General features: G+C 65.2%; 17 protein-coding genes. 9 read left to right on the forward strand and 8 right to left on the reverse strand.

Features of this window, described 5'->3' with window-relative positions; translation table 11 throughout:
• The first annotated feature begins 12 nt into the window (after positions 1-12).
• On the forward strand, positions 13-1,197 hold the full coding sequence (locus tag F7O44_RS18570; protein WP_162451754.1) for a CaiB/BaiF CoA transferase family protein: 1,185 nt from the start codon (positions 13-15) through the stop codon (positions 1,195-1,197).
• Here the strand turns inward: F7O44_RS18570 and F7O44_RS18575 are convergent.
• Complete coding sequence (locus F7O44_RS18575) at positions 1,171-1,644, reverse strand: PIN domain-containing protein (protein ID WP_162451755.1); 474 nt, start codon at positions 1,642-1,644, stop codon at positions 1,171-1,173. The two genes, F7O44_RS18570 and F7O44_RS18575, sit on opposite strands and share 27 nt — an antisense overlap.
• The gene (locus F7O44_RS18580; RefSeq protein WP_162451756.1) at positions 1,641-1,892 is read right to left on the reverse strand and encodes a type II toxin-antitoxin system VapB family antitoxin; all 252 of its coding nucleotides are present in this window, start codon (positions 1,890-1,892) and stop codon (positions 1,641-1,643) included. Before F7O44_RS18580 ends, F7O44_RS18575 begins: the two co-directional genes overlap by 4 nt.
• A gap of 101 nt (positions 1,893-1,993) precedes the next feature.
• On the opposite strand from F7O44_RS18580, the gene F7O44_RS18585 reads away from it, so the two are divergent.
• From F7O44_RS18585 to F7O44_RS18595, 3 genes are all read left to right on the forward strand, one after another.
• The gene (locus F7O44_RS18585; RefSeq protein WP_162451757.1) at positions 1,994-2,827 is read left to right on the forward strand and encodes an HpcH/HpaI aldolase/citrate lyase family protein; all 834 of its coding nucleotides are present in this window, start codon (positions 1,994-1,996) and stop codon (positions 2,825-2,827) included.
• A 242-nt stretch (positions 2,828-3,069) separates the two neighbouring features.
• Positions 3,070-5,838, forward strand: coding sequence for a S8 family serine peptidase (locus F7O44_RS31230; RefSeq protein ID WP_222851483.1), 2,769 nt, complete (start codon positions 3,070-3,072; stop codon positions 5,836-5,838).
• Between the two features lie 126 nt (positions 5,839-5,964).
• Positions 5,965-6,669 (forward strand): hypothetical protein, encoded by a 705-nt coding sequence (locus F7O44_RS18595; RefSeq protein ID WP_162451758.1) that lies wholly within the window; start codon positions 5,965-5,967, stop codon positions 6,667-6,669.
• Here F7O44_RS18595 and glgB read toward each other — a convergent pair.
• From glgB to F7O44_RS18615, 4 genes are all read right to left on the reverse strand, one after another.
• Positions 6,616-8,469, reverse strand: a complete 1,854-nt coding sequence (gene glgB, locus F7O44_RS18600) for a 1,4-alpha-glucan branching protein GlgB (protein ID WP_222851484.1) — start codon at positions 8,467-8,469, stop codon at positions 6,616-6,618. The genes F7O44_RS18595 and glgB overlap by 54 nt on opposite strands.
• Positions 8,470-8,560: 91 nt before the next feature.
• Entirely contained in the window at positions 8,561-9,994 is a 1,434-nt protein-coding gene (locus tag F7O44_RS18605; RefSeq protein WP_222851485.1) for a maltokinase N-terminal cap-like domain-containing protein, read from the reverse strand.
• Positions 9,991-11,697 carry a maltose alpha-D-glucosyltransferase gene (gene treS, locus F7O44_RS18610; protein ID WP_162451876.1) on the reverse strand — a complete coding sequence of 569 codons (1,707 nt, stop codon included), beginning with the start codon at positions 11,695-11,697 and terminating at the stop codon, positions 9,991-9,993. Before treS ends, F7O44_RS18605 begins: the two co-directional genes overlap by 4 nt.
• Positions 11,694-13,703 (reverse strand): alpha-1,4-glucan--maltose-1-phosphate maltosyltransferase, encoded by a 2,010-nt coding sequence (locus F7O44_RS18615; RefSeq protein ID WP_174255957.1) that lies wholly within the window; start codon positions 13,701-13,703, stop codon positions 11,694-11,696. The genes treS and F7O44_RS18615 overlap by 4 nt, the downstream gene beginning before the upstream one ends.
• Positions 13,704-13,864: 161 nt before the next feature.
• On the opposite strand from F7O44_RS18615, the gene glgP reads away from it, so the two are divergent.
• Positions 13,865-16,423 carry an alpha-glucan family phosphorylase gene (gene glgP / locus F7O44_RS18620; RefSeq protein ID WP_162451759.1) on the forward strand — a complete coding sequence of 853 codons (2,559 nt, stop codon included), beginning with the start codon at positions 13,865-13,867 and terminating at the stop codon, positions 16,421-16,423.
• A 60-nt stretch (positions 16,424-16,483) separates the two neighbouring features.
• On the opposite strand, the gene F7O44_RS18625 is transcribed toward glgP, so the two are convergent.
• Together F7O44_RS18625 and glgX are read right to left on the reverse strand one after the other, a co-directional pair.
• Entirely contained in the window at positions 16,484-17,590 is a 1,107-nt protein-coding gene (locus F7O44_RS18625; protein ID WP_162451760.1) for an endonuclease domain-containing protein, read from the reverse strand.
• A gap of 128 nt (positions 17,591-17,718) precedes the next feature.
• Entirely contained in the window at positions 17,719-19,845 is a 2,127-nt protein-coding gene (gene glgX, locus F7O44_RS18630; protein WP_222851487.1) for a glycogen debranching protein GlgX, read from the reverse strand.
• A 94-nt stretch (positions 19,846-19,939) separates the two neighbouring features.
• On the opposite strand from glgX, the gene F7O44_RS18635 reads away from it, so the two are divergent.
• The 4 genes from F7O44_RS18635 to F7O44_RS29440 all read left to right on the forward strand — a co-directional run.
• Positions 19,940-20,887, forward strand: coding sequence for a class I SAM-dependent methyltransferase (locus F7O44_RS18635; protein WP_222851488.1), 948 nt, complete (start codon positions 19,940-19,942; stop codon positions 20,885-20,887).
• Between the two features lie 344 nt (positions 20,888-21,231).
• On the forward strand, positions 21,232-22,893 hold the full coding sequence (locus F7O44_RS18640) for a choice-of-anchor G family protein (protein WP_162451762.1): 1,662 nt from the start codon (positions 21,232-21,234) through the stop codon (positions 22,891-22,893).
• A gap of 127 nt (positions 22,894-23,020) precedes the next feature.
• Entirely contained in the window at positions 23,021-23,644 is a 624-nt protein-coding gene (locus F7O44_RS18645; protein ID WP_343073892.1) for an acyltransferase, read from the forward strand.
• Between the two features lie 437 nt (positions 23,645-24,081).
• Positions 24,082-25,866: choice-of-anchor G family protein (locus F7O44_RS29440; protein ID WP_162451764.1), on the forward strand; the 1,785-nt coding region annotated here is incomplete at its 3' end.

The raw sequence follows: 25,866 nt of genomic DNA on the forward strand, positions 1-25,866 counted from the left end.
GAGACTGAACCGATGGGGCCTCTACAGGGTATCCGGGTGGTGGACGCGTCCACGCTGTTCGCCGGTCCGCTGACGGCGATGCACCTCGGCGACATGGGGGCCGACGTCGTGAAGGTCGAGCACCCGCGCCGCCCCGATCCCGCGCGAGGACATGGTGCGGCCAAAGCCGGGCACAACCTGTGGTCGAAGACGCTGGGCCGGAACAAGCGGGCGATCACAATCGATCTGTCCCAGCCCGCCGGGCAGGACGTGTTCGTCAAGCTGGCCGCCGAAGCCGACGTCGTCGTCGAGAACTTCCGCCCGGACACGCTCGAACGCTGGAACCTCGGGTACGAGCGGCTGGCCGCCGGCAACCCCGGGCTGGTGCTGGCCCGGCTCACCGGGTTCGGTCAGATCGGTCCGTATCGCCGCCGGCCGGGCTTCGGCACCTTGGCCGAGGCGATGAGCGGGTTCGCGGCGATGACCGGTGAACCCGACGGGCCGCCCACTCTGCCGCCGTTCGGGCTGGCGGATGGCATTGCCTCGTTGGCCGCCGCATACGCGGTGATGACCGCGTTGCACGCGCGCCACAGCACCGGCCGCGGCCAGGTGGTGGACCTAGCCATCGTCGAGCCGATCCTGGCGATGCTCGGCCCGCAGCTGACCCAGTGGGACCAGCTAGGCACGGTGCAGCCACGTACGGGGAACCGCTCGGTGAACAACGCGCCGCGTAATACTTACCAATGCGCTGACGGGCGGTGGGTCGCGGTGTCCACGAGCTCACAGAACATCGCTGAGCGCGTCATGCGGCTGGTCGGGCGCCCAGATGTGGTCGGTGAGCCGTGGTTCGCCACCGGCGCCGGCCGCGTCGCGCACGCTGATGAACTCGATGCCGCGGTAGCGTCCTGGGTGGGGGAGCGCAGCCGCGACGAAGTCGTTGCGGAGTTCGAGAAGGCCGAGGCCGCGGTGGCGCCGATCTACGACGCCTCCGACATCGCCGCCGATCCGCAGTTCGGCGCGCTGGGGACGGTCGTGCGTGTCGACGATCCCGACTTGGGCTCGGTGGCCATGCAGAACGTCCTCTTCCGGCTCTCCGAGACGCCGGGCAGGATTCGTTTCGCAGGCCGCGCACATGGCGCGGACACCGACGACGTCCTGGCCGAGCTCGGGTACAACGCCGCCGATGTCCGTTCACTCCGCGAGACTGGCATCATCTGAGCCCGACGTGGCATGGCCTGGGCGAAGAACGAACATATCGGTCTGGGCGAAATCCTCGCCGGTGCACAGGATCGGGAGATCGCGTTCAGCGGCCAGGCCGTAGGTGAAGCAATCGCCGTAATTCAGCGCCGCTGGATGGCGACCCTTGCCGAAGCGGCGCCATCCCTCCAAGGACCTCAAGGCGATCTCCGGAGTCACGTCGACCAGCGTGATCTCTGAATCACGCACGAACCTGTCGGCCGTGCCGGTTCCTGTTGGCCCGAACCTGGACTCGAGGACGATACCGAGCTCGAGGTAGGTGCCGGTCGACATGTAGCACCGGGAGGCTTCGACCAGAGTGTTGATGAGCCAGCCGGAGCCGGGCTCGTCGAACAGGACGGCCGTGACCGCGGACGTGTCGACCACCAGCGCCGCAGTGTCAGTTACTAAGGACGTATCGGCGGTCACGTGGGTAAGCCGTGCTCGTCGTAACCGATGATCTCTTCGGGGGGCCGGGAATCGATGACCGGGTACGTCTGGACTTCGGCCTGCAGCGCGTTGAGCCGGCGGGTCATGGCAGACGCCCGGCGACCACGTACCCGTTCGAGCCGTTCACGCAGCGCTACGACGACGGCCTCGGTGATGGACTCACCTGTTGCCGCCGTGAGCTCGCGGGCCAGCTGATCCGCTTCAGGGTTCTTGACGCTCAGTGCCATGGATCCATTCTACCTAGAAAGGAAGAAATCTAGAACCGCCTGATATCGACGGCGTCGTCCCCAGTGACAGGGCTGCGGCGCGAATGCGGGAAGCTGTAGACATGAGTATCGTGCTGACCCAGCTGTATGTCCCGGCTGACCGGCCGGACCGGGTGCGCAAGGCGCTCGCGGGCGACGCGGACGTGGTGATCATCGACCTGGAGGACGCCGTGGCGCCGCCGGGTAAGGAGACGGCGCGGTCGGCGATCCCCGAGCTGATCGCCGAGGTTCCGGGGCGTCCGGTCCAGGTCCGGATCAACGGCATGGCCTCGCCGTGGGCTGCGGCCGACCTGACGATGGTGGCGGCGCTGCCGGCACATGTCGAGGTACGGCTGCCGATGGTCGTGTCACCGGCCGACGTCGAAGCGGCAACCGGCGTGACGGGAGAACGGCCCGTGCATGCACTGATCGAGACGGCCGCGGGGGTGGAAGCTGCCGGAGAGATCGCCCGGACCAGCGGCGTGGCCTCGATCGGCCTGGGCGAGGCCGACCTGGCCTCAGATCTCGGTACGTCGGACGAGGCCGCGTTGTCGTGGTGCCGGCAGCGCATCGTGGTGGCCGCCCGCGCGGCCGGGCTGGCCGCGCCCGCGGCGGCCGTATACACCAATGTCCACGACCTGGACGGCCTTGCGGAGACAACCCGGCAAGCACGGCGCTGGGGATTCGTCGGCCGGGCCGCCATCCATCCGCGGCAGCTGCCGGTGATCGTGGCCGCGTTCGCACCGGATGCGGACGAACTCCGGCGGGCCCGTGATGTTCTCGACAGCGTCGAGGATGCCCAATCTCGCGGCGACGGCACTTCAGTGCTCGCTGACGGCAGCTTCCTCGACGTGGCAATGGTGCAGCAGGCTCGCCGCGTCGTCGAACTGCACGAGCGGACCAGCACGGGAGGCTGAGCCGATTCGTGAGAACAGATGCCGGTATCCTGCGGTGGAGTGGATTTGACGACTAGTCACGCTCAGATGTTGCCGATTCGTGACCAAGAGTTATGCCCGTAGGTCTTCCGTTGTGACCAGAAGCGCCATATTTTTCGGCCTACGTGCCTTTCGAGCGGATCACCTTCGCGGCAAGGCTGCGCACGCCCGTTTCGCGCAGCCTTACGAAGGCACGCGTCGTCGACCTACGACAAGGAGCGAGAATGACGCGTCCACAAGACAGACCGATTCGGCGAGCCGGAATCCGGCGAGCCGGACTCGGTGTGGCGGCAACGGCAGGGATGTTGGCAGCGACGATCGGTGTCCCGGTGGGTGGCGACGTCGCCTCCGCGGAGCACGCCGACAGCTACCTCGGATCGGCATCTGACCTGACCGACCTCCCACCTGCCGGTTCCGAGTTGGAGCATGAGGTTTCCGGTGCATGGTTCATCGAACTGACCGAAGCCCCTGCCGCCCGTGGTGGGCAGCGGGCTGAGCTCAACCGGCAGCAGCGGCGGCTGTTGGCCGAGGCTGACGAGCTCGACGCCGACCTGGAGGTGCGCTACTCGTTCCAGGAGTTGTGGAACGGTGTGTCGGTGGACGCCTCTGAGGCCGCGATCGCCCGGATTCGTCAGTCCGACGAGGTAGCCGCGGTCTATCCGGTGCTGACGATCGAAGCCCCGGAGCCAGGAGGGTTGGCTGAGCCCGCGATGGAGTCCGCCCTCGGCATGACCGGGGCGGATATCGCGCAGAGCGAGCTGGGCCTCGACGGCAGCGGGCTGCGGGTCGCCGTCGTCGACTCCGGTATCGACTATGACCATCCCGACTTCGGCGGGGCCGGTGTACCTGGCGGAACGGGTTTCCCCACCGAGCGGATTCCGTTCGGATGGGACTTCGTGGGCGACGACTTCAACGCCGACCCATCGTCGCCGGCCTATAACCCAGTGCCGATGCCCAACGACGACCCGATGGACTGTGGTGGGCACGGAACCCACGTCGCCGGCATTGTCGGGGCCGACGGCGATACCGCCGAAGGTGGTGTCCGCGGTGTGGCGCCGGGCGCTGAGCTCGGTGCGTACCGGGTCTTCGGCTGTGGTGGGTCCACTACTGCGGACATCATTCTGGCCGCGCTGGAGATGGCTTACGACGACGGCATGGACGTGGTCAACATGAGCCTCGGCGCCGCCTTCGCCACGTGGCCGCAGTACCCGACGGCCGCGGCGAGCGACACACTCGTCGACCAGGGCGTCGTCGTGGTGGCGTCGATCGGCAACAGCGGTGCGGCTGGAACGTGGTCGGCCGGCGCGCCGGGTGTCGGCGAGAAGGTGATCGGCGTCGCGTCCTTCGACAACGCCGAGTTCGCCGCGCGGGCGTTCCGCGCGTCGCCGGACGACGAGCTGTTCGGCTACAGCAACGCCACGGCGGCACCGGAGGCGCCTGAAGAGGGCAGCATCGTGATGAGCCGGACCGGAACCCCCGAGACGGCTGACGACGCCTGCAACACGGCTGGGGAGTTGCCCGACCTGAGCGGCACCGCCGCGCTGGTCCGGCGCGGCGAGTGCACGTTCTACGAGAAGGCGATCAACGCGCAGAACGCCGGTGCCGACGCCGTCGTGCTGTACAACAACGTCGCGGGCAGCTTCGCTCCGACCGTTGCGCCGCCGACTCCGGACGACCCCGCGATCACCATTCCGGTCGTCGCGATCTCGCAGGCTGACGGACACGAGCTGGACAGCCGCATCGTCGCCGGTGAAACCACACTCACCTGGACCGATGAGCGCACGATCGTCGAGAACGTCACCGGTGGGCTGATCTCGTCGTTCAGTTCGTACGGCATGACGGCTGACCTGACACTCAAGCCGGACATCGGTGCGCCGGGTGGGCTCATCCGCTCGACCTATCCGCTGGAGCTCGACAGCTATGCCGTGCTCTCCGGAACGTCCATGTCGGCGCCGCATGTGGCCGGTGCGATCGCGTTGCTGCTCGAGGCCCGGCCGGACACTGAGCCGGAGGCGGTTCGGGAGATATTGCAGAACCACGCCGTACCGGCTGACTGGTCGCTCGTTCCCGACGCCGGCTACATCGAGCCCGCGCACCGCCAGGGCGCGGGGATGCTCTCCATCGACAAGTCCATCCTCGCCGAGACCGCCGTGGTGCCTGGCAAACTCTCGTTGGGGGACAGCGCCGACGGTCCGGTGACGTCGGACATCACTGTCCGCAACGACAGCTCGGACGACGTCACATACGAGCTTTCCTCGATCGATGCCATCACCACGGCTGACGAGCCGCACAACCCCGGCTTCTACCTGGGCGGGGCCGGCGTCGACTTCGGCACGGAGACCGTCACGGTGCCGGCCGGGGGTGAAGTCGACCTGCAGGTGACGATCACCGCGCCGGACGGACCAGACCTGGGACAGTACGGCGGGTATCTGGTTTTGTCCCCGGATGAGGGAGACACCCTTCGTGTCCCGTTCGCCGGGCTGGTTGGTGACTACCAGAGTGTCGACGTGCTCGGCGACGCAGGCGCGGGCCTCCCCGAACTCGGCGAGGTCGTGGCGTGCGACCGTTTCGTCGAGCTCGATTGCACGATGAACGCCGAGTACGAGTTGTTGCCCGACGGCGGGACGTTCAGCATGGCCGAGCCCGGTGATATGCCGGTCATCCTGGTGAACCGCCAGTACCCGGCCGAGAACCTGAAGCTCGAGCTGTTCCGGGCCCGCTCCGATGGCAGCGTCGGACCGCCGTTCGCCGGCCGGAACAACCTGGTGTTCTCGATCGATCATCTCGGCCGCAGCGCCGCCGCCAACGCGTTCAACGCCTACGTCTGGGACGGCACCCGGCCGGTGGGTCGTCGCGGGATGTCGGTGGACGTGCCGGACGGGCAGTACATCCTCCGGATGACGGTGCTGAAGCCGCTGGGCGACCCGAAGAACCCGGACCATGTCGAGACCTGGGATTCCCCGGTGATCACCGTGGACCGTAGCGGCAGCTGATTCGGGCCCGACGAGGTAGTTGATCCGGTAGACGGATGTGGCGCTGGTGCCGGGAAGCCCGGCATCAGCGCCAACACCGCGAATAATCGCTGTCGTCCGGTCGGTCAGGCGCCTAGGCTGCGGGACGTGGATTCGTTCGAGGGCCTGCGTGGCCTGTCCTATCGCGCGGTAGCCGGGCGTCTGCTGGCCAAGGGCTGGAACGTGTGCGGCGTGGGAGACTGGGCCACCGTGTGGCGCTCGCCGGATGGGGCGCAGGTAGGCAGGGTAAGCCCGTTCGAGCCCGCCTATGAAGTCTTCGTGAATCTCTGCCGCCGCCTCCCCGGGCACCCTCTGTTGCCCAGGGTTGACGTCGACATGCCGTTGGAAGGCGGAGGCCGGCTCACGGTGATGGAGTTTCTGCTGCTTGCTGATTCGACCGAGGCTGACCTGGTGTATCAGCGCTGGGCTGCCGCTTCGCCGGGTGATCCGATCACGGAGGTCCGTCGTCAGGCCGAACGCCTCAATGCTGAGGCGGCCACGTCGATTCCGTTCTGGGGCGGACTCGACCACAACCCGCACAACGTCATGAAGGACCTCTCCGGCGCGGTCAAGCTCGTAGATCTCTTTTACGCCGAGGGTAAAGAGATCTACCGGGTCTTACGGGAAGATCCAGCCAAGATCGCCGAGTGCTTTTGGCCCGAGCAGCGGAAGTACATGTGCGACATCGCGGCTGTTGCCCGCCTGTCCACGCCAGAGGAGATAGCTGAACTTCGAACAGCGGCTGAGAGCATCGCTCTGTCAGGCGGGAGCGAGCCAGACGGTGCCCAACGGTGGCAGGCGCAGGACGGTTGACGCCGGACGGCCGTGCCACGGTTCCTCCGCGGCGTGGACCCGGCCCAGGTTGCCCACCCCGGACCCGGAGTAGGCCTCGGCGTCGGTGTTGATCACTTCGGCCCAGTCGCCGGCCACCGGGAGCCCTAGTTTGTACCACTCATGCGGAACGGGCGAGAAGTTGGCGATGCAGGCCATCACCGAGCCGTCGGATCCGTAGCGCAGGAACGAGAAGACGTTGCCCTCGGCGTCGTTGGCGTCGATCCACTGGAAACCCGCGGGGTCGGCATCGAGCGACCACATCGCCGGCATCTCGTGGTAGGCCCGGTTCAGGTCGGCTACGAGGTGCCGTAGACCACCATGGTCGGGGGAGTCGAGGAGCCACCAGTCGAGTTCGCCGGATTCGGCCCACTCCGACTCCTGGCCGAACTCGCCACCCATGAACAGCAGTTGCTTGCCCGGATGCGCCCACATGTAGGCGTAGAAGGCACGCAGGTTGGCCAGCTGCTGCCAACGGTCACCGGGCATCTTGCGTAACAGCGACCCCTTGCCGTGGACAACTTCGTCGTGCGAAAGGGGGAGCACGAAGTTCTCGCTGTAGGCGTACATCATCGAGAACGTCATCTGGTGATGGTGGTACTGCCGGTGGATCGGGTCGTGTGACAGATAGTCGAGGGAGTCGTGCATCCAGCCCATGTTCCATTTCATCCCGAACCCGAGGCCACCGACGTGGGTGGGCTGGCTGACACCCGGCCATGAGGTGGATTCTTCGGCGATGGTGACGACGCCGGGGCAGGACTTGTAGGCCGTGGCGTTGGTCTCCTGCAGGAAGGTGATGGCGTCGAGGTTCTCCCGGCCGCCGTGGACGTTCGGCAGCCAGGCGCCCTCTCCCCGGGAGTAGTCGAGGTAGAGCATGGACGCCACAGCGTCGACTCGCAGCCCGTCGACGTGGAACTCCGACAACCAATACAACGCGTTGGCGACGAGGAAATTGCGGACCTCGGGCCGTCCGTAGTCGAAGACGTAGGTGCCCCAGTCCGGGTGTTCGCCGCGGCGAGGGTCTGGATGCTCGTACAGCGCGGTGCCGTCGAAGTTGGCTAGTGCCCAGTTGTCCTTCGGGAAGTGCGCCGGGACCCAGTCGACGATGACGCCGATGCCGGCTTGGTGCAGGCGGTCGACCAGGTACTTGAAATCGTCCGGTGTGCCGAATCTCGCCGTTGGGGCGAAATAGGACGTCACTTGGTAGCCCCACGACCCGCCGTATGGATGCTCCGCCACCGGCATGAGCTCTACGTGGGTGAATCCGAGGTCGGTGACGTAGTCGACGAGTTCATGGGCGAGATCACGGTAGGAACGGCCGCGTCGCCAGGAGCCGAGATGCAGCTCGTAGACCGACATCGGACGGTCATGGGCGGAATACGCGGCGCGTGCCTCCATCCAGGAGGCGTCGTTCCAGGTGTGCCGTGACTCGTACACCACGGAGGCTTGGGCGGGCGGGCTCTCGGTGCGGCGGGCCATCGGATCGGCCTTTTCTCGCCACACGTCGTCGGCGCCCAGTACCTGGTACTTGTAGAGCGCGCCATCGCCGATGCCGGCAACGAACCCCTGCCAGACCCCGCCACCAACCTGGCGAAGTGGCGTGGTGATGCCGTCCCAGTGGTTGAAATCGCCCGCCACGCGCACCTCGCGCGCGTTTGGCGCCCAGACGGTGAACTCGGTACCTTGTTCGCCGTCCACCGATCCGGGATGTGCGCCGAGGACGTCCCACAGCCGTTCGTGACGGCCTTCTCCGATGAGATGCAGGTCAAGATCACCGATCACTGGGAACTCCAAGCTCCGGCGTACACAGGTCTTCTCGTGCACCCCAATGTCTGCAGACCTGTTGAGGCACGAGAAAACCTACCGAACATGATCATTTGGAAATGGTGTGGGCGAGACGTTCGACGGCGGCCAGCGGTATGGGCAGCCACGACGGACGGTATCGCGCTTCATAGACGACCTCGTAGACAGCCTTGTCGATCTCGTAGGCATTGAGCAGCACAGCATCTTCGCGGGGATCCCGGGCGCCTCCGTCGGCGTAACCCGCGCAGAACGCGTCCCGGTTGCGGTCGGCCCATTCGCTGGCCCGATAGCTGATCTGTTCGTATGCCGGATGGTCGTAGTCGTAGTCGGTGATGAGGAGATAACGCGCGGCATAGTCGAACGAGCGCAGCATCCCGGCCACGTCTCGTAGCGGGGAATCCAGCGCGGTACGTTCGGCGAGTGGCCGGGCGGGTTCGCCCTCGAAGTCGACGAGCTTCCAGCCGAGTACGGTGCGCAGCACCTGGCCCAAGTGGTAGTCGCCGTGCACCCGCTGGGTGAATACCGGGCGTTCCACCTCCCGCAGGATGTCCATCTGCTGACGAAGTGCCGGCAGATAGGGCTCGAGCTCAGGCACGACAGTGACGGCGCGGTCGAGCTGTTCGAGCATCAGATCGGCTTTCGCGTTCAGGTCGGCCCGGCCGAAACTGCCGGTGGGCAGCACCTCGGCCATGGCTTTGTGCACATGAGCCGTTGCCTCGCCGAGACGATGAGCCTCGGCGGCGAAGTCGCCGCCCACTTCATCGGCGTGCAGATCGCCTTCGGCATAGAGATCGCGGACGCTTGCTGCGGCCAGCGCCCAGCCGTCGGATGCGGTGGTGAGATACGCCTGGAGCATTGCCAGGCTCGCTTCCTGCCGGCCGCCCTCGGTGTCGGTCCAATGCCCGTCGATCCAGCCGAGCAGCGGCGCGATATACCCGCTGCCGGCCTGGGTGAGCGCCGCATGTACCTCGACATCAGGGTTCAAGCCGGGCTGGAGTCTGCGAAAGACCTTGAGCAGCGCGACGTCTCCATAGGCAAGCGAGGTGTTGCTCTGCTCGACCGGCATCGCCAGTGCGGACTCGCCGATGGGGATGTCCGCGCCGGCATCGCTGTGAAAAGTGAGATCGCCGATGGTGCCGCCACCGTCGAGGAAATGCCGGAGAATCTCCTGAGTGGCGATCTTGTCATGCAAGGCGTCGTAGACGTGCCCGGCATCGACCTGGCCGAGCTGGACATGCTCGAGCCGAGGTTGAAACTCACGATGGATCGCGAGAGGGACTTGGTACACGTCGGAGTGGTCGTTGCGATGCACCTCGACGAGCAGATGCCAGACCCTGGGCTCGTCTTCACGTAGGAGTGTCGCGGACGCGACGCGCACCCGGCTGACCGGCAACCGGCCGCTGAGCCAGCGCTGGTGCGGGAGCCATTCCGGCAGCAAGGCCACCGCCTGGGCCAGGGCCTCGTCTGCTAGTGCGTTTTCAGCCAGTGTCTCGTCGTTGATCACGGCATCCCTTCCTCCGGCACTTGCATGAGCCGGAACCAATAGAAGCCATGTGATCCGATAGTCAACAGGTAAGGAAGCTCGCCGACGGTGGGGAACCGGACTCCGCCGAGCAACTCGACGGGCTGCATCCCCTCGAAACGCCGCAGGTCGAGCTCGACCGGTTGCGGAAAACGGGAGAGGTTGTTGACACACAGCACGATGTCGTCGCCGAACTCGCGAACGTAAGACAGCACGGTCGGGTTGGAACCGCCGAGGTCGGTGAAGTCCCCGAGCCCGAACGCCGGGTTCTGTTTGCGGACTTCGATCATCCGGCGGGTCCAATGCAACAGCGACGACGAGTTGGTCATGTGTGCTTCCACGTTGGTCGCCTGGTACCCATAGACCGCGTCCATAATCACCGGCAGAGTGAGCCGCCCGGGATCGGACGTGGAAAAGCCCGCGTTGCGGTCCGGGGTCCACTGCATGGGAGTCCGCACGCCGTCACGGTCGCCGAGCCAGATGTTGTCCCCCATCCCGATCTCGTCTCCGTAGTACAGCACGGGTGAACCAGGCAGCGACAACAGCATCGCGGTGAACAGCTCGATCTGGTTCGTGTCGTTGTCCAGCAACGGTGCCAGACGCCGCCGGATTCCGATGTTGGCCTTCATCCGTGGATCCTTGGCGTACTCACTCCACATGTAGTCGCGATCTTCGTCGCTGACCATCTCGAGAGTGAGTTCGTCGTGGTTGCGGAGGAAGACACCCCACTGGCAGCCCGACGGGATGTCCGGGGTCTGAGCCATGATCTCACTGATGGGGTACCGCGACTCGCGCCGCACCGCCATGAAGATGCGCGGCATCACCGGGAAGTGGAAGTTCATGTGGCACTCGTCCCCGCCGACGCTCGGGTCGCCGAAATACTCGACGACATCGGTGGGCCACTGATTCGCCTCGCTCAACAGCACGGTGTCGGGGTACTCGTCGTCGACGACCTTGCGGATCTGCTTGAGGAACGAATGTGTCTCGGGCAGGTTCTCGCAGTTGGTGCCTTCTTTCTCGTACAAGTAAGGCACGGCGTCGAGCCGGAAGCCGTCCACGCCGAGGTTGAGCCAGAACCGGAGCGCGTCGAGAATCGCCTCGCGCACGGCCGGGTTCTCGAAGTTCAGGTCCGGCTGGTGACTGAAGAACCGGTGCCAGTAGTACTGCTTGCGAACCGGGTCGAAGGTCCAGTTCGACGGCTCGGTGTCGACGAAGATGATGCGGGCATCGGAATACCCTGTGTCGTCGTCGGCCCACACATAGAAGTCGCCGTACTCGCCGTCCGGCTCATGCCGGGAGGCCTGGAACCACGGGTGCTGATCGCTGGTGTGGTTCATGACGAAGTCGATGATGACTCGCATGCCGCGCTGATGTGCGTGGTCGATGAAGCCGACGAAATCGTCGAGGGTCCCGAACTCGGGAAGAACGTTCTTGTAGTCCGATACGTCGTACCCGCCGTCACGCAGCGGAGACGGGAAGAAGGGCGGCAGCCAGAGGCAGTCGACACCGAGCCACTCGAGATAGTCGAGCTTCTCCATCAAGCCGCGTAGGTCGCCGACGCCGTCGCCATTGGAGTCTTTGAAGGATCGGACCAGGACCTCGTAGAAGACGGCGCGCCGGAACCACTCGGGATCGGTGCCGCGGGCGGGCAGGGCGCTGGTCTCGTCGTGCAGGGCTTCGGTCATGGCTGCCACCGCCGGACGGTGAGAACGTGGGCGGACTCGATGGCTGGGTCGAGGCGGACATAGTTGTGCCGTCCCCAGTTGTAAGTGTTGCCAGTGAGCTCGTCATGAGCGGCGAATGTCTCGTGCCAGTCGAGCCCGAGCTCGGGCATGTCCAGCGATACCGTGGCCTCGCGGGGGCTATGCGGGTCGAGGTTGACGACGGTTACCACGGTGTCCTCTTCTGCATCGGTTTCGGCCCGGACGGGCTGTCGTTTCGAAAAGCAGATCATGTCTGGGTTGTCTATGTCGTGAAAACGCAGGTTGCGTAGCCTGCGTAAAGCCGGATGCGCCCGGCGGATCTCGTTCAGGCGGGTCAGGTACGGCGCCAGAGACTGTCCCTCGAGCTGGCCACCGGGCTCATAGGCCGCCCAGTCGCGTGGCCTGAATTGGTACTTCTCGGAGTTCAAGTATTCCTCGCTGCCCGGCCGTACCGCTACATGCTCGAAAAGCTCGAATCCGGCGTACACACCCCACGTCGGAGCGAGCATCGCCGCCAGCGTGGCCCGGACCTTGAACGCCGCGGGGCCGCCGTACTGGAGGTACGCGTGCAGGATATCCGGGGTGTTCACGAACAGGTTGGGCCGCATGTAGTGTCCGGCGTCGCGGAGCTCGGCCATGTACTCGGCGAGTTCGTCCTTCGCATTCTTCCAGGTGAAGTACGTGTAGGACTGCTGGAAACCGACCTTGGCGAGAGTGTGCATCATGTCGTGGCGGGTGAACGCCTCGGCCAGGAAGATCACGTCGGGATCGCTGCGCCGGATGTCGGCGAGCAGACGATGCCAGAAGCTCACCGGTTTCGTGTGCGGGTTGTCGACCCGGAAGATACGCACGCCCTGCGCCATCCAGTGCCGCACCACCCGGCGCACCTCGGCATAGATGCCCTCGGGGTCGTTGTCGAAGTTGAGCGGATAGATGTCTTGGTACTTCTTCGGCGGGTTCTCGGCGTAGGCGATGGTGCCATCGGCACGACGGGTGAACCACTCAGGATGAGACGTGACCCACGGGTGGTCCGGCGATGCCTGCAGCGCGAGGTCGAGCGCCACCTCGAGGTTGTGCTCACGCGCGGCACGAACGAAATCCCGGAAGTCTTCCAGGTCCCCCAGGTCCGGGTGAACGGCGTCGTGCCCGCCTTCGGCCGAGCCAATGGCCCAGGGCACACCTGGGTCGTGGGGGCCCGCGGTCAGGGTGTTGTTCGGGCCCTTGCGAAATGTCTGGCCGATCGGATGGATAGGAGGCAGGTAGACGACGTCGAAACCCATGGCGGCAATCGCCGGCAGCCGCTTCGCTGCTTCGGCGAACGTGCCCGAGGTCCAGGAGCCGTCCTCGTGGCGCACCGCGCCTTCCGAACGCGGAAAGAACTCGTACCAGGAGCCGTATAGTGCTCGCTCGCGCTCCACGAGCAGCGGATAGGGTCCGGCCTCGGTCACCAGGTCACGAAGCGGATCCGCCGTCAAGATCGCCTCGACAGCTGGATCGAGCGCCGCGGCCAGCCGGACCTCTGCCGGGCGGGCACCGTCGCGCACCGCGCGAGCGGCCGTGCGTAGTTGGCGGCGAGCCTCGGTGCGACCACGTGGCAGGGACGTCGCCGCGCGCTCGAGTAGAAGCGCACCCTCGGTGAGCATGAGCTCCACGTCGATACCGGCCTCGATTTTGATCTCGGCGGCGTGCCGCCACGTGGCGAACGGATCCGCCCATCCCTCAACGGTGAACGACCAGTCGCCCGGGGCGTCCGGACTGAGCTCCGCCGTCCAGCGGTCGAGATGCGGCGGCCCGCTGCGGGCCATGTGCACTACCTGCCGCGCTTTCCCCTTGGGATCGCGCAAGACAGCGGTAGCGGCCACGGCGTCGTGGCCTTCGCGAAAAACGGTCGCCGATACGGCGAATGTCTCACCGGCGACCGCTTTTGCGGGATATCGCCCGCACTCGATTACGGGGGCGACCTCGAGGATCGGGATGCGTCCAGTCATCAGTGTCAACGCTACCCAGTTTGGGGATGATGTTGCGCCGGCAGGGCCATGTTTCACGGAAGTGAATTCTGGCCTATGGACCTGGGCCATCGGAGATCTTTGTTCTCGCGTGTCGGCCCCCATGTGCACACAAGCCCCAAAGGGGGATACCGTGTCCCGTCGTGCGAGCGATACGACGCCTGACAGTCCGAACGGTTCTCCCCGAACCGTTGGCCCCACTGGGCGAACTAGTGACCAACCTTCGTTGGTCTTGGCATCCGCCTACCCAGGAGCTTTTCGCTTCGGTCGACCCGGTTGTGTGGGAGCGAGTACACCACGATCCGGTGCGGCTTCTCGGCGAGATACCCAACGGCCGGCTGGTGGAACTCGCCGAAGACCAGGTGTTCCTCGGGCGGATCCGGGCCGCCCACGACGATCTGCAGCGATACCTCTCCGAACCGCGCTGGTACCAGCAGACAGACGGGGACGCACCGTCGGCCATCGCCTACTTCTCGCCGGAGTTCGGCGTGACCCATGTGCTGCCTCAGTACTCCGGCGGTCTGGGCATCCTGGCCGGCGACCACCTCAAGGCCGCCAGTGACCTCGGCGTCCCGATCGTCGGCGTGGGCTTGCTCTACCGGCACGGATACTTCGTTCAGTCGCTGTCGCGGGAAGGGTGGCAGCAGGAGCGCTATCCGCTGGTCGACCCGGACAACCTCCCCCTGACGCTGCTCCGCGAGCCCGATGGCTCACCGGCACGCGTGCGGATCGGGCTGCCGGGCGGGCGAACGCTGGCCGCGGCGATCTGGGTGGCTCAGGTCGGTCGGCTACCGCTGTTGCTGTTGGACTCCAACGTCGAGGAGAACAGCCCTGCCGAGCGCGAGGTGACCGACCGGCTCTACGGGGGTACCGGGGAGCATCGCCTTCTGCAGGAAATGCTGCTGGGCATCGGTGGCGTGCGTGCCGTCCGGGCGCACAGCCGGATCACCGGAGCCCCTGCGCCTGAGGTCTTCCACACCAACGAAGGCCACGCCGGCTTTCTGGGTCTTGAGCGCATCCGGGAGCTGACCGAGGACAATGGCATCGGCTTCGAGGCGGCGTTGGAGGCCACCCGATCCGGGACGGTCTTCACCACACACACGCCGGTGCCGGCCGGTATTGATCGTTTCCCACGGGATCTGGTCCAGCAGTACTTCGGCGGCGACAACGCCAGCTCCGGTGTTCCGGTCGAGAGGATCCTTGCCCTCGGGTCGGAGGACTACGACGGCGGCGATCCCAGCGTGTTCAACATGGCCGTCATGGGGTTGCGGCTGGCGCAGCGCGCCAACGGCGTCAGCAGGCTGCACGGCAAGGTGAGCCGGGGCATGTTCGCCGGCCTGTGGCCGGCCTTCGACGAGAACGAGGTGCCTATCGCCTCGATCACGAACGGCGTCCACTCGCCCACGTGGGTGCCGCCGGAGGTCATGAGCCTCGGAGACCTCAACGGCGAGGAAGGTGGCCCGGAGGACTGGGCTGCCGCGGTAGCCGCGATCTCGAACGAGCGGATCTGGACCACCAAGCGGATCCTCCGCGAGCGGCTGGTCGCCGATGCCCGGCGGCGGCTGCAGACATCGTGGCGGCAACGCGGTGCGAGTGAGGCCGAACTCGGCTGGATCGACGACGCGCTCGACCCCGATGTGCTCACGATCGGCTTCGCCCGGCGAGTTCCGTCCTACAAGCGGCTCACGCTGATGTTGCGCGACCCGGAGCGGCTCAAGGCGCTGCTGCTGCATCCGAAGCGCCCCGTCCAGATCGTGATCGCTGGTAAGGCGCACCCGGCCGACGACGGCGGCAAACGTCTCATCCAGGAGATGGTCCGGTTTGCCGACGATCCCGAGGTCAGGCACCGCATCGTCTTCCTTCCCAACTACGACATGGCCATGGCGTTCCCGCTCTATCCGGGCTGCGACGTGTGGCTGAACAACCCGCTGCGGCCCTACGAGGCATGCGGCACGTCCGGGATGAAGGCCGCGCTCAACGGTGCCCTGAACTTGTCGATCCGAGATGGCTGGTGGGACGAGTGGTTCGACGGCGAGAACGGGTGGGCTATCCCCTCGGCTGAGGGCGTCGCGGACACCGACCATCGCGACGACCTGGAGGCCGCGGCTCTGTACGACCTGATCGAGCAAGAGGTCGCGCCGCGTTTCTACGATGTCGACGAGAATGGCGTGCCGAAGCGCTGGGTCGAGCTGATGCGGCACACCCTGACTTCGCTCGGGCCCAAGGTTCAGGCCACCCGCATGGTCCGGGAATACGTCGACGTGCTGTACCGTCCTGCCGCGCATGCCGGACGGCGGCTGAACGCCGACTACGACGGCGCGATGAAGCTGGCTGAGTGGAAACAGCGGGTCCGCGCGGGTTGGTCCGACGTGGCGATCGAGCACGTCGACAGCGGCGCTGCCGAGGTCTTCGAGATGGGGGAGCGGCTGAGCTTGCGGGTCTTCGTATCTCTCGGCTCGCTCAGCCCGGAAGATGTCGACGTTCAGGTGGTGCACGGCCGGGTCGACGAGTCCGACCAGTTGCGTGAGCCGGAGGTGACCTCGCTCGGCGTCACGGAGAGCTACGAGCTGGGACGGCATCGCTTCGAGGGCGACGTCATGCTCGAGCAGAAGGGCGCCTTCGGGTACACGATCCGGGTGGTTCCGCGCCACGAACTGCTGGCCGGCGGTGCCGAACTGGGGTTGGCCGCGCTGGCGGAGTGAAGCTGGGCTCCCGTCCGCGGATGGTTGAGGGATAGGTGCTGCTATAGCTACACCTATCCCTCAACCACGGACCGCGCCCGGCCCTTGAACGCCCGCCAGATACGCAAACTCGATCTCGCGCAGGACGCCCCGCGGATCCTGACGAAGACGAGCCGGCGAGATCGGCAGCACCCGCCAGCCAAGGGCGGCGAGACGCGCACGCCGCTGCTCCGTCCTTGCCGGAGCGTCGCCGAATCCGTGAAATGATGTCGAGTCGACTTCAAGTACCAGCCGCGCCTCCGGAAGGCATGCGTCCGGGAAGATTCCCCGCGCGCCCGGCAACGGCTGGTTGAACCGCGCCTCAGGCAGCACGCTGCTGGTACGCATCAGATCCCGCAACTCACATTCGGGGGCCGAACGGCATCCGGCCGCTATCTCGGCCAGCACGCGGCGGGGCAATGCGCTGCCTCGGCGTGGCCCCGTTTCGACCTCACGGCGCAACTCCGCCACGTCGGCGTGTCCACGCTGCACTACCTCACACATCAAAGCGCGGGCGTTTCGCACCGCTGACGTCCGGTGAGATTCGCCGCGCCAGCACCGTGGGCATCCGCCGGGCTGCGCGCAGTCTGGCCGCCAGTCCGTAGGCAACTGGTCGGTACGGGTGAGAGTGTCGATCGCGATACGGGCCGTGGGGGCCATTGGGAGCCGTCCCGGATGGGTTGTTGGTGCCATTTCGTCCAGCACCTCCCAGCTCGGGACGAAGTGGTCGGGATCTACGGCCTCAGCGCGCCAGAACGTTGGATCTGGCATGCGAGTGGTGCGTATCGGCCGGACGAACGCCGCCGCGCCCCGATCGACATGCGCAGGCACGAGCACGTCTATTTCAGGGCTGCGCGGCGGGCCGTACCGCAAGCCTTGCATCCAGCAACCCCACGAGCCGGTGATCATACTTGGTTCACCGCATACGAGCAGGGCCGCACGTAGCCGATGCACCTCAGCCAGTGGGCCGGCGAAGGTTGCGTACACCCCGCCGGCCACCCGTTGCCAAGGGCCTCCAGGCCGCAGAGCGTGCCGGATCGCACCTGTGGACATCCCCGTCGCGAGCGCCTGCGTGCGGGTGAGTAATCCGTCTTGGACGCGGGCTAGCGCCAGCGCGCGTTCATGGGCCATGACGACAACCTGCCGCACCAGCCCAGTGTCTTTCAGCCCCGGCAGCCAATCTGTGGATAACCACGGCCGTGACACGCCGGCATGGTTGAGGGATAGGTGCTGCTATAGCTACACCTATCCCTCAACGAACCAGGGCCCAGGATGATTCAGGTTGTTGCGCGCAGCACCAGGCAGCTGCGGCCCGTGAGCGTGACGGTGGCTCCCGCCTCGTGGCGTTCCGGGGGGTCCACATCCGCGGTGTCGATGACGACGTCATATGACGTTGCCCACGGCGCGGCCGGTAGGACCACCTGCACGTCGTCGGCGCCGGAATGCAGCCAGACCAGGAATGAGTCGTCGGTAATCCGCTCGCCGTGGGCTCCGCGGGACCGGATGCCGTCCCCGCTGAGGTACATGCCGAGGGTCTGGCGTGTCTCGTCATGCCAGGCAGCGTCGTCCATCTCGGTGCCGGTAGGGGCGAACCAGGCGATGTCTTTCCGCCCGCCGGGGATGATCGAACGGCCTTCGAAGAAGCGCCGCTGCCGGAACACCGGATGCTGGGCCCGCAGTGCCAGCAACTTCTGGACCAGCTGGTTGAGATCCGCGAACTCCTCCCGCAGTGACCAGTCCACCCATGTCGTCTCGTTGTCGAGACAGTAGGCGTTGTTGTTGCCCCACTGCGTGCGGCCCATCTCGTCGCCCGCTGCCAGCATCGGTACGCCGGTGGACAACAGCAGCGTGGTCATGAAGTTGCGAAGCTGGCGTCGCCGCAGCTCTCGGATGGCGGGGTCGGCGTCGGCCTCGATTCCCTCGCGGCCGTGATTCCACGAGCGGTTGTCGTCGGTGCCGTCGCGGTTCTCCTCGCCGTTGGCGTCGTTGTGCTTCTCGTTGTACGAGACGAGGTCACGCAAAGTGAATCCGTCGTGGGCGGTGACGAAGTTGATAGAGGCGTAGGGGCGACGGCCGTCGTCGGCGTAGAGATCAGAAGAGCCCGCCAGTCTGAACGCCAGATCGTGGACACCCCCAGCGAGACCACGCCAATGGTCACGCACGGTGTTGCGGAACTTGTCATTCCACTCGGTCCACAGGTGGGGGAACTCGCCGACCTGATAGCCGCCCGGGCCGATGTCCCAGGGCTCGGCGATGAGCTTGACCTCACGGAGCACAGGGTCTTGTTCGATGACGGTCATGAACGAACCGAGCATGTCCACATCGTGCATGGATCGGGCCAACGCCGACGCCAGATCGAAGCGGAAGCCGTCGACGTGCATCTCGGTGACCCAGTACCGCAGCGAGTCCATGACGAGGCGTAGCGCGTGGGGGTGGCTCACCTTGAAGGTATTGCCGGTACCGGTGTAGTCGCTGTACTTCGACGGGTCGTCGGGATCGAGGTGGTAGTAGGCGCGGTTGTCGATTCCGCGGAAGCACAAAGTCGGCCCCCCGGCCCCCTGCTCGGCGGTGTGGTTGTAAACCACGTCGAGGATCACCTCGAGCCCAGCAGCATGCAACGCTTTGACCATCGCCTTGAACTCGGCCACCTGCTCACCGCGGGCACCACTCACGCTGTAGTCGGCGTGCGGTGCGAAGAAGCCGAGCGTGTTGTAACCCCAGTAGTTGGCGCTGCCTTGGCGCAGCAGATGCGGCTCACTGACAAACTGCTGGATCGGCAGCAGCTCGACGGCGGTCACGCCGAGCTCGACCAGGTGGTCGATGACGGCCGGGTGAGCCAGGCCTGCGTACGTGCCGCGCAGTTCCTCCGGCACATCCGGGTGCCGCATCGTGTAACCGCGCACATGAAGCTCGTAGATGACGGAGTTCTCCCACGGTACCTGTGGCGGCGCGTCGTCGCCCCAATCGAATGCGTCATCGCCGACCACGACCGAGCGAGGCACCCAAGGAGCGGAGTCGCGATCGTCACGCTCGTTCGGATCGCTGTGGCCGTCGCCATTGACGAACTCGCCGTCGATTGCCCGGGCATAGGGGTCCACCAGCAGCTTGGCCGGATTGAACCGTCGCCCTGTGGCCGGGTCCCACGGCCCGTGGACTCGGTAGCCGTAGTGCTGGCCTGGCCCAACCCCGGGGAAGCGGCCGTGCCACACGTCGAAGGTCCGGTTCAGCAACGGGATCCGGGTCTCGTTGTCATCGTCGTCGAAGAAGCACAGCTCGACTTGTTCGGCGTCCGGCGCCCAGATCGCGAAGTTCGTGGCGCCATCGGCGTAAGTGGCGCCGAGCGGGCTCCAATGGCCCGGCCATGGGATGGTCTGGCTCGGCCGCGGGCTAGTTGCATCGGTCACCGGTGCATTTTGCCAGCAACTGCCGTCGTCGCCTAATGGCGTGATGCGGGTGCCGCGAGCAGCCGAATCGCCGAGACCACTAAGCTGTCCGGGGATGAGCGAATCGGGAGCTTCGGTCGACGACGTCGAACGTGCGTGGCAAGACACAAAGCTGGCTCAGGTGCTATACCACGACTGGGAGGCGGACAGCTACGATGAGAAGTGGTCGATTTCGTTCGATGAGCGCTGCATTTCCTACGCGCGTGACCGCTTCGCGGCGGTAGCTGGAACGGCCGGATGGCCGTACGGGACGGCTCTGGAGATCGGAGCCGGAACCGGCTTCTTCGCGCTCAACCTGCGCCAGGCTGGTGTGATCGACGAGGTCCACGTGACGGACATCTCGCCCGGCATGGTGCGAGCAGCCAAGCTCAACGCCGCGCGAATCGGCTTCGAGATTGGCGGCCGGGTGGCTGACGCAGAGCAACTGCCCTACGACGACGCCGCGTTCGACCTGGTCCTCGGCCACGCGGTGATCCACCACATCCCCAATGTGGAGCTGGCATTCCGCGAAATGCTCCGGGTGCTACGTCCAGGCGGTCGCATCGTGATCTGTGGGGAGCCGACCACATACGGCGATCGGATCGCGCGAACGCTGTCTCGTGCCACCTGGTGGACGGCGACGCGTCTCACCCGCACACCCCTGCTGGCGAACAAGTGGGCGCGGCCCCAGGAAGACCTGGACGAGTCATCTAGGGCGGCGGCGCTCGAAGCGGTCGTTGACCTGCACACATTCCAGCCCCGGCAGCTCGCGGCGACGGTCCGGCGGGCCGGAGCCGGTGAGGTGCGCACGGTCACCGAGGAGCTGACGGCCGCCTGGTTCGGCTGGCCTGCACGGACTCTGGAATACGCGATCAATCCGGAGCGGCTCGGATGGGCCTGGGCGAACTTCGCCTACGCCGGCTGGCGACGGTTGTCGGCCTTGGACCGGATGTTGAGCCACGTGGTTCCGGACGAGCTCTTCTACAACGTCTCGGTTACCGGGATCAGGCCGCCAACCACTTGAGTCAGGGGTTGCGCGTGCCGCCGGACTCAGGCCGGCTCAAGCTGAATTTCCTAAGAAGCCGTGCGGGTTCCAGAAGGCCAGTGGCGTATCTTGCCACATGACACTCGGCTCAGGTCGGCCGTTCCGTGATGTCGATCTTCTCCACACGCGCGGGCATAACTCACGTTCTGGACAGAACGGACCTGATATCAAGAATTATAAAAGAGCTATTGCCATGACAATGACTAATAGTTAAGTTCTTAGTCACGTGCCAACAATTGCACAAGATCGAATACCTTCGGCAATGTGCAATGAGTCGAGGAGAGGGCGTTATGGCGGGAACCAAATCTCTGAGAAGAAGAGCCGTGCGTGTGGCAGTGGCGACGGTCGTTGTGCCGGTCTTCGCGGTGGGCGTGGCGTTGCAGCCCGTGGCAGCTGCTGGCGAAGATGAATCGCGGGCGGCGTCACGTTTCGTGTCCGGCGAGATACTCGGTGTCGACTTGGACGCCGTTGACGAACTCAGCGGCGTGGCCGTGGAGAATCTGCTCAACGAAGAGCCGGTCACCGAGGCTACGCCGCTTGAATTCGCGGCGCTCGACGAGCTGCTCGTTGACCTCGGCGGTGCCGAGGTGCCGCTGGGCGACGTCATCGAACTGGGGGTGGCGAACCAATGGGCCACGGCTGAGCCGCACGGCACATCGTCTGCGGCAGCGGGGGCGGTCGCGGACGGTGAGGGGGTCGGATCCGGCGTTGACGGTGAATATCCCGCTGATCTCCGGCTTGATCTCGCCGAGATATTGGGTGACGTGATTCCTGATGTTCTCGAGGACTTAGAGCTTGAACTGGGCGCCATATCCTCCGAGGCCCACCTCATTGCGCCGGATTCCGGGGGGACGGAATTCGAGCTGACCACGGACTACGAAATTGCCGGCGGACATCTTCTGCTCGGTGTGCCGGCCGTTGCCGATGTCTCCGGAGAGATCACTGCTGCCGTCGAGAATGTGGCCGAAGTCCTCGACGAGCTTGAATCGCAGATTGCCGAGCTGCTGGAAAGCCTCGATGCTCTTGACGGATTGCTGGACGCGCTCGAGGGTCTGCCGGCCGTGACGGTCACCGGGCCAGATATCGACGTCGATCTCGACGTCAGCCTCGATGAGTTGGTTGACGACATTCTCAGCACGCCGATCGGTGAGGGGACGGGCGTCGAGCTGAATCTCGCTGACTCCGCGCTCGCCGTCGACCTCGATCAGCTCCTCGAGGGTGGACTCAGCGATCAGGCGCCCAATACCGAGCTACTCGGTCCGGCGTTGACGGACACCCTCGCGGGCAAGCTCACCGAACTGCTCGACGGTCTGGCAGAGGAGATCGTTGACTCGATCTCAGAGAGCCTCGGCGAGGTCGAGCTTGATATCAGCATCTTCGCCGAGGTCAGTGCGCTCTTGGTAACGGACGTGCTCGACTTGAGTATGTCGACATCCTTGGACGCGCTCATCAATGGCGACGCCGAGTTCGTCGACGAGAGCACCGGTGTGGTCGTCGGTGTAGTGAGCCCCTTGCTCGGCGAGCTGGTCGATGCCGTGGTCGACGTGGTCGGCGGCCTGGTCGATGACTTGATCTTCGGCGAGTCCGGAGTACTCGCTACGGTCGGCGAGACGATCGAGGTGGCGCTGGAGCCGCTCCCAGACATCCTCCTGGAGGTTGTCGCCGTCGTCGGTGACCTGGTCTCGGTGCAGCTCAATGTCCAAGCGGGCCAGCCTGAGGGCACCGTCTTGAATCGCCTTGTCCGCGAAATCCCGCTGCTGGGCTTCAGGACGGCTGGGGTGGATGGACCGCACAGCGTGGCCGCGCTGCGCATCGAACTCTCAGCTATAGACGGCGGCGCGGTCGTTCTGGCGGAGTCTGAGGTGGGCGTGAACGTCGCGGGCGACGACGGCGACGTGGATGCTGACGTGGACGCGGATGTGGATGCTGACGTGGATGCGGACGCGGACGTGGATGCTGATGCCGAACGGGTGATCCGAGGCTGACTCGTTCTCGCCGGAGTGATTGCCGATGCCCTCCGGTGTGCCTGCAGGCCCGCGCTGATTCCCCGGCGCGGGCCTGTCGGTCCGCTCTTGAACTCTGCTGCGGCAGCAAGTGGGCTACCGTCGTGCTGTGTTCCGCCGACAACGAGATCCGCGCCAAGCTCGCTACCTGACCTGGGCGGGCGTGCGCTGGGTCATCCGCCACCGGGCATGGACCCCGGGGTACTTGATTCGGTATGCGCGTCTTCTGCGGTTGCGCCTATTTCAACCGGACGTGGTCACCGAGGGCCTGGTTTTCCTCGGCCGCGGTGCCAGCGTGCAAGCGCGGCGAGGCCATGGGCGAGTGATACTGGGCCGGTGGGTTCACATCGGCGACGGTACTCAGTTGCGTGCCCATGAGGGGACACTTCGGGTGGGGGACAAGACGGTGTTCGGCCAGCACACGACGGTCAACTGTTACCTCGATGTCGAGATCGGTGCTAGCACGCTCGTCGCCGACTGGATATACATAGCCGACTTCGACCACCGCACCGACGATCTTGAAACGCCGATCAAGGATCAGGGAATCGTGAAGTCCCCAGTCCGAATCGGGCCTGATTGCTGGCTGGGCGTCAAAGCGACCGTGTTGCGCGGATCAGTTGTCGGGCAGGGAAGCGTCATTGCGGCTCATGCAGTGGTTCGAGGTGTGGTGCCCGCTCGGGTGGTTGCTGGGGGAGCGCCCGCACGCGTCCTCAAGGCCCGTGTACGTAAATGATCATGACATATTGATTCATGATCAAATAAACAGTCAGTCATGATCTGCACCGATTTGATACGTCTACATAAACGGACATTTGTCTCACCGACGGGATTGCCGCCCTTCCGGCGCGGGAATTTAATGGTAAAGAATTGGTAACACTTGGCGATCTCTGAGGGTGGCACTGGTCGCCGAACGGGCCCGTAATGTCCCAATATACGTGAATTATGCAAGGGGAAGCGTACCGTTTCGCTCCTTAATGAGGCATACGTGACTGCTCGTCGTCTTTCTGATAGCTGATCAGCAGTTCCGTGCGTATCCCTACGGGGCGGGTATCGCGTTTTCCTGATTACGCGGCGGTTTTACCGGTACTGTCTGGCTTTGAATTTCGTCAATGCACTTTCTCGCTGGAAATCGCGGCGAGGGGGAGCCTGCTGATCTTTTGGGGAGAACACATGGCAGTACTACAGGCGCGGAGGCGGAGGCTGACCAGAACCCTGGTCGCCGGTGCCATCGTCCCCGTATTCGCCGTCGGGACGTCGTTGACGCCCGCGGCCGCTCAGGACGGGGACTATTCGCGTGGTGCCGCGCGCTTCCTGTCCGGCGAGATCTTCGACGTCGATCTCGATACGATCGCCGAGCTCGGCGGCGTTGAGGCGATCAACGATGGTCTGGACGAGACGGTATTCGATGCCAACCCGCTCGATCTCACCGTCCTCGACACGATCAACATCACCATCCCGGGTGGCATCCAGTTGCCACTGAGTGACGTCATCGAGCTTGGCGCGGTGAACCAGTGGGCGGCTGCGGAGCCGAACGCTACCTCGCGAGCCGCAACTGGTGCCGTCGCCGACAACGGTGGCGTGGGAACCGGTGTAGACGACGGCTTCCCGGGCAACGCCACCTTCAACCTGTCAGACGTGCTGGGCGACGCCCTCACCGATCTGATCGCAGACATCGAACTCGAGCTTGGCGCGATCTCCTCCGAGGCCCACCTCGAGGCGCCTGACAGCACCGACGGCGAGTTCGACCTCACCCGCGATTACGAGATCGCCGGCGGGCATCTGATTCTGACCATTCCGGCCATCGGCGACTTCGTCGACGCGCTCGAAGAAGCGGTCGGGACACTCGACGACGCCATCAACGGCCTTGCTGGGCCGGACGGCGCCATCGCCGATCTGCTTGCGGGTCTGGACGCTCTGAACCCGATCTTGAATCTGCTCGGCGTGGACATTGATATCGATGTGTCCGTTGAGACGGCGTTCCAGGAAGCTCTGAACGAATTCCTGAGCACACCACTCGGCGAAGGCACCGGTGTCGAGCTGAACTTGCTCGAGGGCACGCTCATCATCGACCTCAATGAGCTGCTCGAAGGCGGTCTCAACGGGCAGCCGCCGAACACGCAGCTGCTGAGCAACGCGGTGATCGACGGCTTGGCAGAGAACATCGGCAACCTGTTCGACGGTTTCGCCGAAGACTTGGTCGATGTTCTGACCGACGCCCTCGGCGCCGTCCAGATCGACTTGTCGCTGTTCGCCAGCGCGGAAGTCTTGTTCATCACGGAGACACTGGACATCGAGGCCAGCGGTACTGTCGAGGAGTTCCTCTCCGGCGATGCGGTCGTCGACAACAACTGCTCTGGCACCGCGATTCTCTTGCTGTGCCCGACGCTCGTGAGTGCGATCGAGGATCTGCTGCCGACCATCGGTAACCTGGTTCTCAACACCGGAACCGGCATACTCACCAACCTCGGTGACACGTTCGCGGACCTGGTCGACGACCTCACCGACGTGCTCACCCCGATCGGTGAGCTGTTGGCCGATCTGCTAGCGATCACACTCAACTACCAGCCTGACCAGCCGATGAACTCGGTATCGACCCAGCTTCTGCGTGACCTGCCGTTGCTGGACCTCGCCCCCCAGAACCTTGACTCCGGAGGGCCCTTCGGTGTCGCGGCATTCCAGCTCGAATTGCTGCCCGCGGCAGGCGGCGTTGCATCGATCGACGTCGCCTGGTCCGAGGTAGGCGTGAACGTCCTCCAGGAGGAGGACGAGGACGCGGATGTCGATGCTGATGTTGACGCGGACGTGGATGCTGATGTTGACGCGGACGTGGATGCTGATGTTGACGCGGACGTGGATGCTGATGTTGACGCGGACGTGGATGCTGATGTTGACGCGGACGTGGATGCTGATGTTGACGCGGACGTGGATGCTGATGTTGACGCGGACGTGGATGCT

It is taken from the genome of Phytoactinopolyspora mesophila (genome assembly GCF_010122465.1).
Lineage (GTDB): Bacteria > Actinomycetota > Actinomycetes > Jiangellales > Jiangellaceae > Phytoactinopolyspora > Phytoactinopolyspora mesophila.

Coding starts and splice junctions, on each gene's coding strand:
- F7O44_RS18570 (WP_162451754.1), top strand. CDS start 13: ATGGGGCCTCTACAGGGTATCCGGGTGGTGGACGCGTCCACGCTGTTC.
- F7O44_RS18585 (WP_162451757.1), top strand. CDS start 1,994: ATGAGTATCGTGCTGACCCAGCTGTATGTCCCGGCTGACCGGCCGGAC.
- F7O44_RS18580 (WP_162451756.1), bottom strand. CDS start 1,892: ATGGCACTGAGCGTCAAGAACCCTGAAGCGGATCAGCTGGCCCGCGAG.
- F7O44_RS31230 (WP_222851483.1), top strand. CDS start 3,070: ATGACGCGTCCACAAGACAGACCGATTCGGCGAGCCGGAATCCGGCGA.
- F7O44_RS18635 (WP_222851488.1), top strand. CDS start 19,940: ATGAGCGAATCGGGAGCTTCGGTCGACGACGTCGAACGTGCGTGGCAA.
- F7O44_RS18615 (WP_174255957.1), bottom strand. CDS start 13,703: ATGACTGGACGCATCCCGATCCTCGAGGTCGCCCCCGTAATCGAGTGC.
- treS (WP_162451876.1), bottom strand. CDS start 11,697: ATGACCGAAGCCCTGCACGACGAGACCAGCGCCCTGCCCGCCCGCGGC.